This window comes from Bradyrhizobium sp. BR2003, assembly GCF_009720285.1.
GTDB classification, from domain to species: domain Bacteria; phylum Pseudomonadota; class Alphaproteobacteria; order Rhizobiales; family Xanthobacteraceae; genus Bradyrhizobium; species Bradyrhizobium elkanii.
Window position 1 is genome coordinate 19,537 of record NZ_SMYJ01000009.1, and the last position, 16,113, is coordinate 35,649.

Here is a 16,113-nt window from a genome sequence, read left to right on the forward strand (position 1 = left end):
TTCGCGACGGCAAAAACAAAACGGCCGGCGCTTGCGGCGCCGGCCGTTTGAAATCAGCTGATGCCGACGATTAGTTGCGAACGGTGATGCAGGAGATCTCGGCGCGCTTCAGCGTCTTGCAAGCCGCCTCGGCCTGATCGCGCTCGAGGCCGGCAAAGCGGGCGCGATAGAGCTTGCGATTATCCTTGGCGACCACCTCGGTGAACGGATCCGCCTTGCTGAGCAGGCCGCGGGCCGAGCTGCGCGCGAGGTCGATGCGCTTGTTGGCCTCGCCTTCGGACTCCAGCGCGCCAACCTGGATGATCCAGCCGGTGTGGGCGGCGCTCGGCTTTGCTGAGCTGGTCGGCGGGGCGGCCTGCACGCTGCGAGTGGCGGGTTCAATCGACGCCACGGCCTGCGATGCCGGAGCAGCAGGTGCATGCACGGCCGAGGCCGGCAGCACGCCGAGGATGCCGTTGCCGGTGCCGAAATTGGCCGGCTGCGGCGGCATTTCGGGCCGGCTGGTCTCGGCGGCCCGCGCCATCATCGCATTGGAGGTCTCAGGGACTTCGCCGCGCGCGGGGATCGTGTTGGTGATCGGGGGCGCGGACTGCGCCGGGCCGGCCGCGGCGAGCTTGATCTGGCCGGCCTTGACCTGCACCGTCTTCACCTTGACCGGCTTCATCGGTTCAGCCGAGCCGGGGATCGCGGCGATCGGCTGGGTCTGGATCACGCCTGAGGTCAGCGGCGCCGGCTCGGGCTTGGCCTGCGGCTCCGGCTTGACCGGGAGCGGCGGCAGCGCGGCGGCGGCCGCCGCCATCAGCGAGGGTTTGCTGGCCGGGCGCGGCGCCTGCATCGCAGCCGTTGCGGCGGGCTCCGACGCCGCGGCAGGCGAAGTGTCCGGCGCGCGCGCATTATCCGCGTCGGCGACCTCGACATTGGCGTCGGCCGGATTGCGTTCGGTGATCGCGGCGGCGGTGCGGGTGGTCGCGGCCTTCCCGACGTTCTCGGCGAGCAGGTTGCGCATGATGGCGTCACGCGAGCCGCCGCTGCGGCCGCCGAGCACCACGCCGACCAGGAAGCGATTGCCGCGACGCATCGAGGTCACGAGGTTGAAACCGGAAGCGCGGGTGTAGCCGGTCTTGATACCGTCAACGCCCTCGACGTTGCCGAGCAGATGGTTGTGGTTGCGGATCGATTGGCCGCGGAAGTTAAACACCGAGGTCGAGAAGTAGCGGTAATAGCGCGGGAAGCGGTCCTGGATCGCGCGGCCGAGGGTCGATTGATCGCGCGCCGTCGTCACCTGCTCATCATTGGGCAGGCCGGAGGCGTTGCGATAGACGGTCCGGCTCATGCCGAGCGCACGGGCCTTGCGGGTCATCATCCGGGCGAAATCGTCTTCGCTGCCGCCGATCGCCTCGGCGATCACGACCGCGGCGTCATTGGCCGAGCGGGTGACCAGGCCCTTGATGGCGTCTTCGACCTTGATGGTCGAGCCGGGCCGCAGGCCGAGCTTGGTCGGGTCCTGTTCGGAGGCATGCTCGGACACCGGCATTTCGGTGTCGAGCTTCATCTTTCCGGAATCGAGGCGCTCGAACAGCAGATAGAGCGTCATGATCTTGGTCAGCGAGGCGGGGTGGCGCAGGCCATCGGGACTGGTGGCGGTCAGCACCGAACCGGTGTTGCCGTCGACGATGATCGACGCGAATTGCGGGCTGTAGCTCTCGCGCGCTTCCTGGCTGTGGTGGTGACGGGCGTAGTGGCGCCGGTGACGGCGCGCCTCGGCGCTATCACTCGTGATCAGGATCGCCGTCGTGACGGTTACGAGCCCAAGAACGCCAACTCGCAGCGCCCGCGAGGAGGCCAAGGTTGTTCGAAGCATCTACTTCCCCGTCCCAATTTCTATCTAGATCACTGGCTCGTGAGGCGAAATTGTGCCCGGCGGCCATCGATCCTTGCCTGCGCAACAAGCCACTTCGGGCAGAACCATCGGCCCACGTGGCGGCTCAGGTCGCTCTTCTAGCTAAGGTGTTGTTCACAAACAGCTTTCGAGGCTGTCTGTCGGAAGGCGAACAAAGTCCGGGAATCAGGTTAGGCGGGCCGAGTTTCCAAAAGATTAAGCAACCGTTGCGTAGTCCCCCGGGGTTTATCGCAAATGCCGGAGATTCGGGGTTGTGTGATTTGTGCGTTGCACAATATTTGTTGACTATATTGTGCGATGCGATATTGCTATCGGCGTCAGGGGGCCGGGAGCTTCCCGGCAATGGGAATTTGCGCCTTCAAGTCTGGGAAAAGGAATTCCATCCATGGTCAAGATCGAAGACATTCAGAACTACGGCAAAGAGCATTTCGAGTCGGTCACCGCGTCGGCGAACAACCTGCAGAGCGGCGTTCAGGCCATCGCCACCGCCTATGGCGACTATGCCAAGAAGTCCTTTGAGGACACCAAGTCGTTCGTCGAGAAGCTGTCGGGCGTGAAGTCGCTGGACAAGGCGCTTGAGGCCCAGACCGAGTACCTGCGCTCGTCCTACGAGACCTTCGTCGCGGAATCGCAGAAGATCGCCGGCCTCTACAGCGACTGCGCCAAGCAGACCTTCAAGCCCTATGAGGGCCTGATCTCCAAGTTCGCGCCCGCCGCCCAGTAAGCGTCGCCGACCAAGACAAGCGAAAAGCCCGGCCGTTTGGCCGGGCTTTTTGTTGTGCCTGAAGCGGGCGGCTATTTCGCCAGTCGCAGCTTGCTGAGGGCGGTTCCGATCGTGTTGAACGTCGTCAGAATTTGGGTCGAACTGGTCAGCATGAAGAATTTGTCGGGCGTGCTGGCGCAGTTCTTCAGGACGGTCGAGGTCGGATCGGCGGGCGAGTGCGTGTTCACCTGGATCGTGTAGATCGTGTACAGCGGCTGGCCGCTGGAGTCCTTCGCGGCCTGCAGGTTTCGGCACAGCAGGGCCTGCCTGGCGTCGATCGGGTTGCCGGAGGCCTGGGTCCGGCCGTCGCCATATTCGGGCCAGCGGTCTTCGGTGTTCAGACCGTCGGACAAGAGAATGATGACCCGGTTGTAGGTCGTGTTGGAGTCCTCCGCCGGCGTGTTCAAGGGGCCGCCCACCAGCAGAGACTGCCATGCCCACGCCAGGCCGACCGCCTGGTTGGTGCCGCCGGTCGGCTGCATCGCGTTGACCGCATTTTTGAGCGCGGTCCAGTTGTAGCTCAGCGGAATGATCGGCTCGAGTTGCGGCGAGGAGTTGCTGCTGCAGTAGGAGTAGCCGTTCTCAAACAGCTCATTGGCTGGGAACAGCGTGGTGACGTCGGATGACGCCGGCAGCACGCCGGTCGCATCGTTCGGCTGGGTGCGGTCGGCGATGCAGCCCGTCCAGTTGCCGATCGGGTTGGTGGACGCTTGCCGCCAGTCGTTCTTCACGGTGGGGATCTGGTTGGTCGAGGTCCATTGATTGTTGGTCCATCCGACGACGGCGCTGACCCGGGGCTGGCCCTGGTTGTCGGCCGTGTCGTTGGGACCGGGCTGCGTCCAGTCGTGGGTGTACAGCTTGCCGGTGCATTGATAGACGCCGCCGGAGGTGCCGCAACTGCAGCCGGAAACATCGTTACCGGAAGAATTCTTCGGACAGCTGCACGACGTCGAGCCGCTGCAGAACACGCCGGTGCCGACCTGCGTGCTCACCCAGCAGCCGTTGTAGCGCGTGTAGGAGTTCGCATCGACGCTGGGGCAGATGTAGCCTGAATAGGTCCCGCTCGAGGGGATGTAGTTCGCATTGCCCGTATTGGTCGGGCTCTTCTGGCAGGTGAAGCCGCCATTGCTGTTGGTCCACGGGCATCGCGCACCTGGTCCGACCGCGTGCCAGTTCATCGGCAGACTTGCCTGCATGGTGCCGTTGGCGGGCTGCGTGGTCGGGGGATTGAGCCAGTCGGTCCAGTCGATCCAACTCTGGCCGACATTGCTGGTGCCGACATTGACGACCTTCTCGAACGGAATGATGGAGATATAGACGTCACCATTGTTCTTGCTCAGCGCGCTGAGCTGGTCGATCAGTCCGCCGGTTCCGGCCACCGCGTTGCGCAGCGCGGTGATCTTGTTGTCGTCCGACATCGATCCCGTGTTGTCGAGGGCGAGGGCGACGCGCATCTTGACGTTGCCCCAGGTGGTGGTGGTCGAGCTCTTGAAACCCAGCGTCGGAAAACCGGCCAGCTGCATGAAATCGGATTTGATGTAGCCGGATCCGCCCAGCAGAATGTTGGCCGCCGCGCTCGAGGTCGGGGTGGTGTAGTTGGCCGTGACGGAAATGCCCTGGCCGTCCTTGTTGGTGTAAAGCGCGGTGAAATAGGTCTGCGCCTTGCTCGGGATCTCCGCGGCCGTGATGTTGCCCATGGTCAGATCCTTGGACAGCATCAGCGCGGTCGAATCGAGCGCCGCCTGCATCGCGGAGCGGGCGTTGTTGGCGCGGGTATAGTCGATCGCGGCTCCCACGAAAGCGAGGAGAGGCAGCATTGCGAAGGTGAAGATGACCGCGACATTGCCGTTATTTGCCCTGGAAAACCGGCGAGCAACCGCGCAGACGCGATCGGAAATGGCTGAACCAAGCATGGCACTCTCGTCGAAATGAATTGCGGTGGCATCTCGACCGGCGCCGCTAAACAGATGGTGAATCGGGCGCGGGAAACCCGGCAGGGTGGCGCGGGGGAGGCTCAAAAGCCGGGCAAAAGCGCTGGCTATCCTCAATGACGTCTAAATTGGCCGCCCGACTCCTTTGTCAAATCAGGCAGAAATGATTAACCTTCCGAGGGTTGCCGCGCCGGGAATCGGACCGGTGGGCCGCGCCGGGTCTGCGCTTGCGGCAGGGCCTCGCGAGGCCCATATTCGGGAGGTCGATCCGGCCGCCGGATCGGACCGGGAGCGGCAATCTGGAAAGCATTGCTGGGGGTTCCGCGATCAGTCTTGCGGCAATCGCGACCACCGTCCAACTGCCATCCGGGTTTTCCGCCATCCGGCTTCCCTTGGGGAATTCGAACGCCTGAGCCATGTTGCGATCCACGTTGACAGTCCCGATTTCCGAGCCGGTTTCGTCGATGCCGGCGGTGGCCGCCGCGCCGGCGCCGAAAATGAGCAATGATGACAACCGCAATGGGACGGGCGGCGGCCCGTCGACCTCGGTCATCACCAAGGTCAAGCCGAAGACCAAGCGCCCGAACCTGTACCGCGTCCTGATCCTGAACGACGACTACACGCCGATGGAGTTCGTCGTTCACGTGCTGGAACGATTCTTCAACAAGGACGCCGAGGCGGCGACCAAGATCATGCTGCACGTTCACCACCACGGGATCGGCGAGTGCGGCGTTTTTACCTACGAGATCGCCGAGACCAAAGTGACGCAAGTCATGGACTTCGCGCGCAAGCATCAGCATCCACTGCAATGCGTGATGGAAAAGAAATAGCTCGCTGGAACGACTGACCCGCCGCGGGGCGCGGAACGGGTCTTGCATTGCGGTTTTTGATGGTGGTGAACGGCGTTCCCGTACGATCACGGGGCGCCGCCGCGCGACGCCCCGATGCCCCGAATTTAGAAGAAAACCATCATCGCGGGACCGGTCTTTCGCCACGATCCGTCGTAACTATATCAAAGGCGATCACGAAGGTTGTTATTGCCTGACCCGGTAATGGCGATCATGATGGCAGGGGGCCATAGAGGACGCGAATGCCAACTTTTTCCCAAAGCCTTGAACAATCGCTGCACCGTGCATTGGCGATCGCAAACGAGCGTCACCATCAATACGCGACGCTCGAACATCTGCTGCTGTCGCTGATCGATGACTCGGATGCGGCGGCTGTGATGCGGGCCTGCAGCGTCGATCTCGACAAGCTCAGGACGAGCCTCGTTAATTATCTCGAGACCGAATTCGAAAACCTGGTGACTGACGGCGCCGATGACGCGAAGCCGACCGCCGGGTTCCAGCGCGTGATCCAGCGCGCGGTGATTCACGTCCAGTCGTCCGGTCGCGAGGAAGTGACCGGCGCCAACGTCCTGATCGCAATCTTCGCCGAGCGCGAGAGCCATGCCGCGTACTTCCTGCAAGAGCAGGACATGACGCGCTACGACGCCGTCAACTACATCAGCCACGGCATCGCCAAGCGGCCCGGCGTGTCCGAGGCGCGGCCGGTGCGCGGCGTCGACGAGGAAACCGAGACCAAGGGCAACGAGGACGCCAAGAAGAAGGGCGAGGCGCTTGAGACCTATTGCGTCAACCTCAACAAGAAGGCGCGCGACGGCAAGATCGATCCGGTGATCGGCCGCAATGCCGAGATCAACCGTGCGATCCAGGTCTTGTGCCGCCGCCAGAAGAACAACCCGCTGTTCGTCGGCGAGGCCGGTGTCGGCAAGACCGCGATCGCCGAAGGCCTCGCCAAGCGCATCGTCGACAGCGACGTGCCGGAAGTGCTGGCGGCCGCGACCGTGTTCTCGCTCGACATGGGCACGCTGCTCGCGGGCACCCGCTATCGCGGCGATTTCGAGGAGCGGCTCAAGCAGGTCCTGAAGGAGCTGGAGGCGCATCCGAACGCCATTCTGTTCATCGACGAGATCCACACCGTGATCGGTGCCGGCGCCACCTCGGGTGGCGCGATGGATGCGTCCAATCTGCTGAAGCCTGCGTTGGCTTCGGGCACGATCCGCTGCATGGGCTCGACCACCTACAAGGAATACCGTCAGCACTTCGAGAAGGATCGCGCATTGGTGCGGCGCTTCCAGAAGATCGACGTCAACGAGCCGACGGTGGAAGACGCGATCGCGATCCTCAAGGGCCTGAAGCCTTATTTCGAGGATTACCATCGGCTGAAATACACCAATGAGGCGATCGAGGCGGCGGTGCAGCTGTCGTCGCGCTATATCCACGACCGCAAGCTGCCCGACAAGGCGATCGACGTGATCGACGAGTCCGGCGCGGCGCAGATGCTGGTCGCCGAGAGCAAGCGCAAGAAGACGATCGGTATCAAGGAGATCGAGACCACGATCGCGACCATGGCGCGGATCCCGCCGAAGAGCGTGTCGAAGGACGATGCCGAGGTGCTGAAGCATCTCGAGCAGACCCTGAAGCGCACGGTGTTCGGCCAGGACAAGGCGATCGAGTCGCTGGCGGCGTCGATCAAGCTGGCGCGCGCCGGCCTGCGCGAGCCGGAGAAGCCGATCGGCAGCTATTTGTTCTCGGGTCCGACCGGCGTCGGCAAGACCGAGGTGGCCAAGCAACTGGCGGCGTCGCTCGGTGTCGAGCTGCTGCGCTTCGACATGTCCGAATACATGGAGCGGCACACCGTGTCGCGCCTGATCGGCGCGCCTCCCGGCTATGTCGGCTTCGACCAGGGCGGCCTGCTCACCGATGGCGTGGACCAGCATCCGCATTGCGTGGTGCTGCTCGACGAGATCGAGAAGGCGCACCCGGATCTCTACAACGTGCTGCTACAGATCATGGATCATGGCCGGCTCACCGACCACAACGGCAAGCAGGTCAACTTCCGCAACGTGATCCTGATCATGACCACGAATGCCGGCGCGGCCGATCTTGCGCGGCAGGCCTTCGGCTTCACCCGCTCGAAGCGGGAAGGCGACGATCACGAGGCGATCAATCGCCAGTTCGCGCCGGAGTTCCGCAACCGGCTGGATGCGATCGTTTCCTTCGCGCACCTCAATGCCGAGGTGATCGGCATGGTGGTCGAGAAGTTCGTGCTGCAACTCGAGGCGCAACTTGCCGACCGCGACGTCACGATCGAGCTGTCCGAGCCTGCAAAGGCCTGGCTGATCGAGCACGGCTATGACGAGCAGATGGGCGCACGGCCGATGGCGCGCATCATCCAGGAGCACATCAAGAAGCCGCTCGCGGATGAGGTGCTGTTCGGCCAGCTCAAGGGCGGCGGACACGTTCGCGTCATCCTGGTCAAGGACGAGGCGGCCGCCAAGGACAAGATCGGCTTCGAATATGTCGAGGGCCCGGTCACACCGAAGCCCGAGAACCTGCCGCCGCGCAAGCGCAAGCCGCCGAAGGGTGGTCCCAACGGCGGCGGAGGCGGCACCAAGGGGCCGGCCTCAAAGGGGCCGATGGTCAAGGTCTGAGGCGCGAGCCGAGCAACGAAATGGAAAGGCCGGCTGAACAGCCGGCCTTTTTGTTTGCGGCGGTGGAGGGGCCCGATGCGATCCGCATTGTACGCGGCGTCATTCCCCCTTCAGGCGCTGGCCCTCATGGACCCGGACCTGATCGGCGCCGCGGCTGCCGGCCGAGGATAGCCGGAGCGTGCTGAGCACGGCCCCCACGACGGCAAAGCCGACGCCGACCATCAGCGAGATCCGGGTGCCGTCAGCCGGATAGCGCGCCAGCAGTAGCGCCACCAAAGCGGCGCCGATGGTCTGTCCGAGCAGGCGCGCGGTCCCCAGCATGCCGCTGGCGCCGCCCGAGCGCTCGCGCGGGGCGGCGGCGATCATGGTGCGGTTGTTCGGGGTCTGGAACAGGCCGAAGCCGGCGCCGGCGAGCGCCATGCGCCAGATCACGTCGATCGGCGTTGCGTTGGCCGGCATCAAGGCCAGCGTGCCCAATCCCGTCGCGAACAGCAGCAAGCCGATGCCGCCGAGCAGGCCGGCCGGATAGCGTTCCACCAGCCAGCCCGCGAGCGGGGCGGCGAATGCGACCGCGATCGGCCAGGGCGTGATCAACAGGCCGATCTGCACCGCCGAATATCCGAAATGGTTTTCCAGATAGAACGGCATCGCGACAAAGGCCAGCATCTGGCCGCAGAACGAGGCGATCGAGGTGCCGATCGAGAGCGCGAAGATCGGAATTCGTAGCAGGTCGACGGGCAGCAGCGGCGAGGGCAGATGCTGCTGCCGGCGGTACAGCAAATGCGAGGCGACCGCGGCGACGGCGAACTCCAACGCGCAGAGATACAGCGCTCCGCCGTGGCCGGCGCTGTCGATCGCGCTGATGCCGAACCCGAACGCGATGGCGCTCATCGCGGCGCTCTGCCAGTCGAAGGCGTGAACCGCCGGCCTGGTGTGCGGCAGGAAGCGCCAGCCCAGCGCCAGCGTGACGATGCCGAGCGGGACATTGATGGCGAACAGATACGGCCAGGTCCCGACCGCCAGGATCAGCGAGGCGATGGTCGGGCCGACCGCGGCCGAGATCGCGACCACCAGCGCGTTGACGCCGATGCCGCGGCCGAGCTGCGAATGCGGATAGATGAAGCGAACCAGCGCGGTGTTGACGCTGAGGATTCCGGCAGCGCCAAACCCCTGCAGGATGCGGGCGACCGTCAGCAGCGGCAGCGTGTGCGACAGCGCGCAGAACAGCGACGCCAGCGTGAACAGCAACAGCCCCGCCAGGTAGACGCGGCGATAGCCGATGATTTCGCCGAGCGAGGCCAGCGGCAGCAGCGAGATCGTGATCGCCAATTGATAGCCGTTGACGATCCAGATCGAGAACGCCGGGCTGGCGTTCAGATCCCGGGCAATGGTCGGCAGCGCAACGTTGGCGATCGAGCCGTCGACGACGGCCATCACAAGGCCGAGCGCGATCGTGAGAATGGCCCAATTGCGCTGCGGCTGCGGCAGCCCGTCGGGATGCTCGATGATCGCGGACGACATGTCGTGGAGTGGCTCTCGGTTCCGGCGTTGCGGGGATTACCGCATGCTGGATTAGTCCGGCCTTTGCAACCCCGAATGCCGGATGCCGGCCGCGACGGAAACGAGGGCTACCAGCCGAGCTGGCTCAGCCCTGGCCGAGCAACTCATTGATGCGCCGCTGCAGCTGCCGCTTCTTGATCTCGCTGCGGCGGACCCGCTCGTCGAGATCGCTGACCGGCGTGTCCGAGGTCATGATCCGGAAGGCGAGGCCGACCTTGTTGGCCTGACGCCAGATCAGGCGGGCCAGGAACGAGCGGCCCTTGCGTGCGACGCTGAGATTCATCTCTTCGGGCAGATGCACAGCATCGCCAAATTCAACGCAGGCACCGCCTTCGCTGATATTGCGAACGACGCAATCCATCGTCGAGCCGCGTTCATTGATCTCCGCAACTGCACCGTAAAACACCTTGTCGCGTACGCTCTGGCGCCGGTCCTGCATCGGAAATCCTCCAAATGAACGGCACGACTGTACCGGTCCGTCTCTGCGAAAAGAAGGGCGTCGGCGGAACCCGTTGCAGTTAGTGTAAATTGTTTGCTCTGCGGGGGTCCGGATTTCCCGGGTATTTTTTGCGCCGCAAAGATCCACGGGCTTTGGTTTCTTTTTTGGCGCGTTTTCTTAACGCGAACCGGTATCCACTTCGTTCGAAAACGCTTTAGTTCGGCAGCCGGCTTTGCCGCCAGTCGCGCGGCGACAGGCCGTAATGGTCGCGGAACACGCGGCCGAAATGCGAGAGATCGTTAAAGCCCCAGGCGAACGCGATCTCGCCGATGTGGCGATGCGCGTGCGCCGGCGAGGCGAGGTCGCGCTTGCAGCGCTCCAGCCGCTGCGCCAGCACGAAGCGCTGGAACGAGGTGTCCTCGTCGGCCAGCAGGCTGTTGACGTAGCGCGGCGAGATGCCGAGTGCCGCGGCGGTCTCGGTGAGGCCGAGCTCGGGGTTCGGCAGATGCGCGAGCACATGTGCCTTCAGCCGGTAGAGCAGCGCGGAGCGGTGGGTCGATGCGGGCAGCGCGGCGCCGCCGAGCCGCTCGCTGATCGCCATCGCGAGCAGATCGGCGGCCTGGTCGGCGAGGCGGATCGCGTTGTCAGGATCGAGCCTGTCGGCGATCTCGGAGAGGCCCGAGACGAACTGCCAGGCGAGCCGCTGCACCGGGCGATCCGATGTGAACGTGGTCGCGGTGAGGCCCTGGGTGCCGGCGAAGCGCCGGTGCAGCATGGCGCGCGGCACCTGGAAGATGGTCTGCGTGAAGTCGGTGTTGAAGCGCAATTCATAGGGCCGGGTGGTGTCGTAGAATGCGAACTCGCCGGGCTGGATCACGGTCTCGCGGCCGTCCTGCAGCACGGCGCCCGCGCCGCTGCGGCCGAGCGCGAACAGCACAAAATCCTCGCTGGCGCGCGCGATCCGCGACGGCGTACGCAGCACCCGTTGCTGGCTCGACGAGACAACGGAGCATTTCACCGCGCCGAGCTGCGCGCTGGTGATGGCGCCGTGGAAGGCGGTGCCGAGATCGGACTTGCAGTCGAGCTGCACGAACACGTCGCAGACGATGTCCTGCCAGAGCGCAAGGCGCCGATGGGTGGGCGCGTCTTCCGTGGTGAACAGGGCCGGCATGATTTCCTCCCTTCACGAGTGCAAACGCTGGCCACGCAAACAAAGCAAGCTTCGTACCGGGGACGGCCGGGGAATCTCCTCCGCAGTCGAATTTTCCTTCCGTCCTGGTCGAACGGCGTGCCCGGTCCCGGGGCAGCATGATGTCAGAGGCCGCCGTGCCCGATCAAGCACGAACCGGCCGGAAGCGTCGGCCGCCAGGAGGACATCATGGGCATCGAACATCCGAAATACCGCGTTGCGGTGGTGCAGGCCGCACCTGCCTGGCTCGACCTCGACGCCTCCATCGCCAAGTCCATCGCGCTGATCGAGGAGGCCGCCGCCAAAGAGGCGAAGCTGATCGCATTCCCCGAGGCGTTCATCCCCGGCTATCCCTGGTACATCTGGCTGGACTCGCCGGCCTGGGCGATCGGACGCGGCTTCGTGCAGCGCTATTTCGACAATTCGCTGTGCTACGACAGCCCGCAGGCCGAGAAGCTGCGGCTCGCGGTCAAGAAGGCCGGCATGACCGCGGTGCTCGGCCTGTCCGAGCGCGACGGCGGCAGCCTCTATCTCGCGCAATGGCTTGTTGGCCCCGACGGCGAGACCATCGCCAAGCGGCGCAAGCTGCGGCCGACCCATGCCGAGCGCACCGTCTATGGCGAGGGCGACGGCAGCGACCTTGCGGTGCATGACCGTCCCGGCATCGGCAGGCTCGGCGCGCTGTGTTGCTGGGAGCATCTGCAGCCGCTGTCGAAATACGCGATGTACGCCCAGAACGAGCAGGTCCATGTCGCGGCCTGGCCGAGCTTCTCGCTGTACGATCCGTTCGCCCCGGCGCTCGGCTGGGAGGTCAACAACGCAGCCTCGCGGGTCTACGCCGTTGAGGGCTCGTGCTTCGTGCTGGCGCCCTGCGCCACGGTCTCGCAGGCGATGATCGACGAGATGTGCGACCGCGACGACAAGCACGCGCTGCTGCATGTCGGCGGCGGACACGCCGCGATCTACGGGCCGGACGGCAGCTCGATCGCCGAGAAGCTGCCGCCCGAGCAGGAGGGCCTGCTGCTCGCCGATATCGATCTCGGCGCGATCGGGATCGCCAAGAACGCCGCTGATCCGGCCGGGCATTATTCGCGCCCCGATGTCACGCGCCTGCTGCTGAACAAGAAGCCCTCGAAGCGCGTCGAGCATTTCGCGCTGCCGCTCGACAGCCTTGAGGAGATCGACGCGGCCGCGAGCTGAACGCACGACATCCAACCGGAGGCGACTGCCATGGAATCAGCCATTCCATCTCATCTGCAGACGGCCCGATCGCGTCATCGGCGTGTGCCCGACGATTATGCGCCGCCTTATCCGTCCTTCGTCGCACGCCACAAGCCCGCGGTCACGCGCGTGATCATGGCCTATTTCGGCGTGCAATCTCGCGGTGAGCCGAGCGCGGCGGCGACCGCGGCGCTGGCGCAGATCGCAACGCGCTTTGCCAGGGAAAACGGTCCGGCGCATTGGGATCGTGCGCAATATGTCGACCAGGCCGGCTTCACCAACGTCGTCTCGGTCGCCTATTGGGACGACGCCGGGCATTTCGACGCCTGGTTCGACGGCGCGCGCGAGGCCTGGACCGGTAGCGGCGCCACTGAGGGCGTCGGCCGCTTCATCGAGGTGCTGCGGCCGCATGTTGCGCGCTACGAGACGCTGTTCTCGTCGCTCGGCCGCCCGGAGGGGGTCGCTGTGCTCGCCGACGGCTTGAGCGGAGAGGTGCAGGAGCACGCTTATTGGGGCGGCATGCGCGACCGTATCCCGCTGTCGCAAACCGACGCGATGACGCCAGGCAGCGAGCCGCGCGCGATCCGCGACGGCGCGCGCGTCCGCGTGGTCGCGCATGACAATCTCTGCCTGATCCGCTCCGGACAGGACTGGAGCGACACCGAAGCGTCGGAACGCAAGATGTACCTCGACGATGTCGAGCCGGTGCTGCGCGAGGGCATGGATTTCCTGCGCGACGACGGCGTCCCGATCGGCTGCTACGCCAACCGCTACATGCGCGTGGTCGACGCGGAGGGGCGGCCAACCGAAAAGTCCTACGGCCAGAGCTGGTGGAAGAGCCTCGCCGCGCTGGAGCGCTGGGCGGAATCGCATCCGACCCATGTCCGGATTTTTGGCGCGGCGATGAAATATCTCTCGACTTTGGGGCCGAATGCCAAGCTTAGGCTGTACCACGAGGTCACGGTGGCAGCGGCCGACGAGCAGTTCTTCGAGTATCTCGGCTGTCACGCGCGCACCGGCATGCTTTGTGCGGTGCAGGTCGCGGCAGCACCAGCCGCCTGACGCGGGCCTCCAGGTGCAATAGCCTGCCGTCGCGGGGGCGCGATGCCAAAATATCGAAAACAACCCCATGCAAAGGCGCCGGCGGCTGCCGGCGTTCAACATGACGACGACATGACGACTTGACTCGTCGGGCAAATCAGGGGCATGTTTCTATTATTCAGAACTCTTGCTGACGCTTCCTCAGTTCGCTCAGTGTCATCACCCGCGCGGGCGGTTGATCCTGTATTCCAGAGACGCTCACGCTTGAGCCGAGAGGCCGCGGCGTACTGGATCGCCCGGTCCGGTCTACGCCAAGGCTTCGACGGGGCCATTTGTCCTCGGCGCGTCGAAGCTTGAGCGAAGGCGGCATGCCGGGCGATGACACCGCAAATTGGGTAAGCCTTACGCGACGCGCTCGCGCAGCCCCTTGGCGACTTCCTTCTGCGCGTCGAACTCGCGGCGCAGGCGGGCCAGCTCCTCGGCGCTGAGCGCGTCGGCGTTGCTGTAGTCGCGTTTCCAGGCATGGTCCGCGCTCCAGCGCAGCGGCGACTGCACGGTGGTCTGCGGACCGGGCGCGGACTCCAGCACGCGCAGCGCCAGCTCCAGCGTGAACGCTTGCGAGGCTATGTCCTGCGGCTTGCCCGCGGAGTTGCCGAGCGGGAAATCGGAGAACAGGAAGCGCGGCACGGCGGCGTGCTCGACGATATCCTTGGCGCAGCCCATCACGACGGTGGAGATGCCGTTGGCCTCGAGATGTCGAGCCACCAGGCTGACCGTCTGGTGGCAGACCGGGCAGTTCGGCACCAGCACCGCGGCGTCGACCTTGTCGTCACGGCAGCGCTTGAGGATTTCGGGCGCATCGGTCTCGATGGTGACGCGATGGCTGCGGTTGGTCGGGGCGCCGAAGAAGCGGGGGGCGACCTCGCCGATCGTGCCGGCCGCGGCGAGGCGCTTGAGCTGCGCCAGCGGGAACCAAGTGCCGCTGTCGGTCGCCGTGGTGTGGGTGCGGTCATAGGCGATGTGCGAAATCCGCAGATCGTGCTGCTCTGACGTGTCGCCGTCATAGACCGCATAGAATTTGGCCGCGCCATTGTATTTCGCACCGGGGCCCTGATCGCCCCGGGCGGAATCGAACGGCGCCGCGGTCGTGATGATGGCGACGCTGGACTGGTTCAGCGGCTTCTTCAGGGGCTGGAACGGAGCGGAGGTGTAATGCGCCCAGCGGTAGGGGGTAGTGTAGCCGATCGCCGCGTAATAATCGCGGGTCCGCTTCATATAGCCGATCGGGGCGTCGCCGTCCGGGGCAAAGCCGAGTTGATCGTCGGATGCTGCGGCCATTTTGCGCTCCCTTTGCGCGCCATCATTTCAGTCCATAGCTAGACCACGAGCTTGCGGTGTCAAGCCGCGCCCGCGCGGGAACAGAATTGCCATGCGAACAGGTCGTTGCGCCGCATTGGTCGTGCTTGTGCTGCTGGTGCCGCCGGCCCGGGTCGGAGCGGAGGACGCTCCGGCCGCAGCCCCGGCACAGCCGCCGGGCACCGAGCAGTCGGCCGCGCCGCCCGCGGACAAGCCCGCTGAGAAGCCCGCGGCCGCGCCGGGGGATCAGCCTGCGCCACCGCCGGGAGAGCAGGCCGCACCATCGGCCGAGAAACCTGCCGTGCCGCCGGCAGATACGCCCGCGGCGCCGCCCGAGAAGTCCGCCGCGACGACCGACAAGCCCGCGGATGACGCGCGCGAAAGCGACACCCGCGAGGCGATGTGCCTGATGATCGAGTCGGCGGCACGGGCGAACGATTTGCCGCTCGAATTCTTCGCACGCGTGATCTGGCAGGAGAGCCGCTTCCAGGCCGATGCGGTTGGTCCGATGACCCGCAACGGCCAGCGCGCGCAGGGCATCGCGCAATTCATGCCGGGCACGGCAAACGAGCGCGGGCTGCTCGATCCGTTCAATCCGGTGCAGGCGCTGCCGAAGTCGGCCGAATTCCTCAGCGAACTGCGCAACCAGTTCGGCAATCTCGGCCTCGCGGCCGCAGCCTACAATGCCGGCCCGCGCCGGATCCAGGACTGGCTCGCCGGCTCCGGCTACATGCCGCAGGAGACACGCAATTACGTCTCCGCGATCACCGGCTCCAGCGTCGACGACTGGGCCGCCGCCGGGCGCAACGGCAAGATGCCACAGCGCGCGCCGACCAAGAGCTGCCGCGAGCTGATGGCGCTGCTGAAGCGCGCACCCAACCCGTTCGTCGCAGGGCTCGAGCAGCACATCACGCTGTCGGCGGCCAAGGTCTGGGGCGTCCAGCTCGCCGCCGGCTTCAGCCGCGACAAGGCGCTCGCGATGTATGCCCGCGCCATCAAGCGCCTCGCCAACGTGATCGGTGATCAGGATCCGAGCTTGCTTTCTTCGCGACTACGCACCCGCGGCAGCGCGACCTTCTACCAGGTGCGCATCGGCGCCGATACGCGCCCCGAAGCCGACGGCCTGTGCAACCGCATCCGCAAGGCGGGCGGGGCGTGCTTCGTGCTGAAGAACAGGGCGTGATTGCTTTCATCCGGGCTAATGCATACCCGCCGTG

The 16,113-nt window shown here is 65.3% G+C and carries 13 protein-coding genes; 6 read left to right on the forward strand and 7 right to left on the reverse strand.

The genetic code is table 11. The features are described from left to right. Positions 1-70: 70 nt before the first annotated feature. On the reverse strand, positions 71-1,861 hold the full coding sequence (locus E2I15_RS04500; RefSeq protein ID WP_137477600.1) for a serine hydrolase: 1,791 nt from the start codon (positions 1,859-1,861) through the stop codon (positions 71-73). Positions 1,862-2,285: 424 nt separating this feature from the next. Here E2I15_RS04500 and E2I15_RS04505 point away from each other — a divergent pair, with 424 nt between their 5' ends. After that, entirely contained in the window at positions 2,286-2,624 is a 339-nt protein-coding gene (locus E2I15_RS04505; RefSeq protein ID WP_137477602.1) for a phasin family protein, read from the forward strand. Positions 2,625-2,695: 71 nt separating this feature from the next. Here the strand turns inward: E2I15_RS04505 and E2I15_RS04510 are convergent, their stop codons facing one another. Continuing rightward, positions 2,696-4,576 (reverse strand): TadE/TadG family type IV pilus assembly protein, encoded by a 1,881-nt coding sequence (locus E2I15_RS04510; RefSeq protein WP_137477604.1) that lies wholly within the window; start codon positions 4,574-4,576, stop codon positions 2,696-2,698. A gap of 166 nt (positions 4,577-4,742) precedes the next feature. After that, complete coding sequence (locus E2I15_RS04515) at positions 4,743-5,099, reverse strand: hypothetical protein (protein WP_137477606.1); 357 nt, start codon at positions 5,097-5,099, stop codon at positions 4,743-4,745. Here E2I15_RS04515 and clpS point away from each other — a divergent pair. Continuing rightward, the gene (clpS, locus tag E2I15_RS04520) at positions 5,092-5,424 is read left to right on the forward strand and encodes an ATP-dependent Clp protease adapter ClpS (protein WP_137477608.1); all 333 of its coding nucleotides are present in this window, start codon (positions 5,092-5,094) and stop codon (positions 5,422-5,424) included. The genes E2I15_RS04515 and clpS overlap by 8 nt on opposite strands. 260 nt (positions 5,425-5,684) lie before the next feature. Beyond that, entirely contained in the window at positions 5,685-8,090 is a 2,406-nt protein-coding gene (gene clpA, locus E2I15_RS04525) for an ATP-dependent Clp protease ATP-binding subunit ClpA (RefSeq protein ID WP_026192862.1), read from the forward strand. A 99-nt stretch (positions 8,091-8,189) separates the two neighbouring features. On the opposite strand, the gene E2I15_RS04530 is transcribed toward clpA, so the two are convergent. The 3 genes from E2I15_RS04530 to E2I15_RS04540 all read right to left on the reverse strand — a co-directional run bounded on the left by E2I15_RS04530 (position 8,190) and on the right by E2I15_RS04540 (position 11,260). Further along, positions 8,190-9,611, reverse strand: coding sequence for an MFS transporter (locus E2I15_RS04530; RefSeq protein ID WP_137477609.1), 1,422 nt, complete (start codon positions 9,609-9,611; stop codon positions 8,190-8,192). A gap of 124 nt (positions 9,612-9,735) precedes the next feature. Then, on the reverse strand, positions 9,736-10,089 hold the full coding sequence (locus E2I15_RS04535) for a PilZ domain-containing protein (protein ID WP_137477611.1): 354 nt from the start codon (positions 10,087-10,089) through the stop codon (positions 9,736-9,738). Positions 10,090-10,303: 214 nt separating this feature from the next. Next, a complete protein-coding gene (locus tag E2I15_RS04540; protein WP_137477614.1) occupies positions 10,304-11,260 on the reverse strand; it encodes an AraC-like ligand-binding domain-containing protein in 957 nt (318 codons plus the stop codon). A gap of 207 nt (positions 11,261-11,467) precedes the next feature. On the opposite strand from E2I15_RS04540, the gene E2I15_RS04545 reads away from it, so the two are divergent. Further along, entirely contained in the window at positions 11,468-12,478 is a 1,011-nt protein-coding gene (locus E2I15_RS04545; protein ID WP_137477616.1) for a carbon-nitrogen hydrolase family protein, read from the forward strand. A gap of 30 nt (positions 12,479-12,508) precedes the next feature. Next, on the forward strand, positions 12,509-13,561 hold the full coding sequence (locus E2I15_RS04550) for a phenylacetaldoxime dehydratase family protein (RefSeq protein WP_137477618.1): 1,053 nt from the start codon (positions 12,509-12,511) through the stop codon (positions 13,559-13,561). Positions 13,562-13,942: 381 nt separating this feature from the next. On the opposite strand, the gene E2I15_RS04555 is transcribed toward E2I15_RS04550, so the two are convergent. After that, positions 13,943-14,878, reverse strand: a complete 936-nt coding sequence (locus tag E2I15_RS04555) for a glycine/sarcosine/betaine reductase selenoprotein B family protein (RefSeq protein WP_137477620.1) — start codon at positions 14,876-14,878, stop codon at positions 13,943-13,945. 91 nt (positions 14,879-14,969) lie between these two features. On the opposite strand from E2I15_RS04555, the gene E2I15_RS04560 reads away from it, so the two are divergent. Beyond that, positions 14,970-16,079: a lytic transglycosylase domain-containing protein gene (locus E2I15_RS04560; protein ID WP_155262220.1), complete on the forward strand. Its 1,110-nt coding sequence runs from the start codon at positions 14,970-14,972 to the stop codon at positions 16,077-16,079. Positions 16,080-16,113 lie beyond the last annotated feature (34 nt).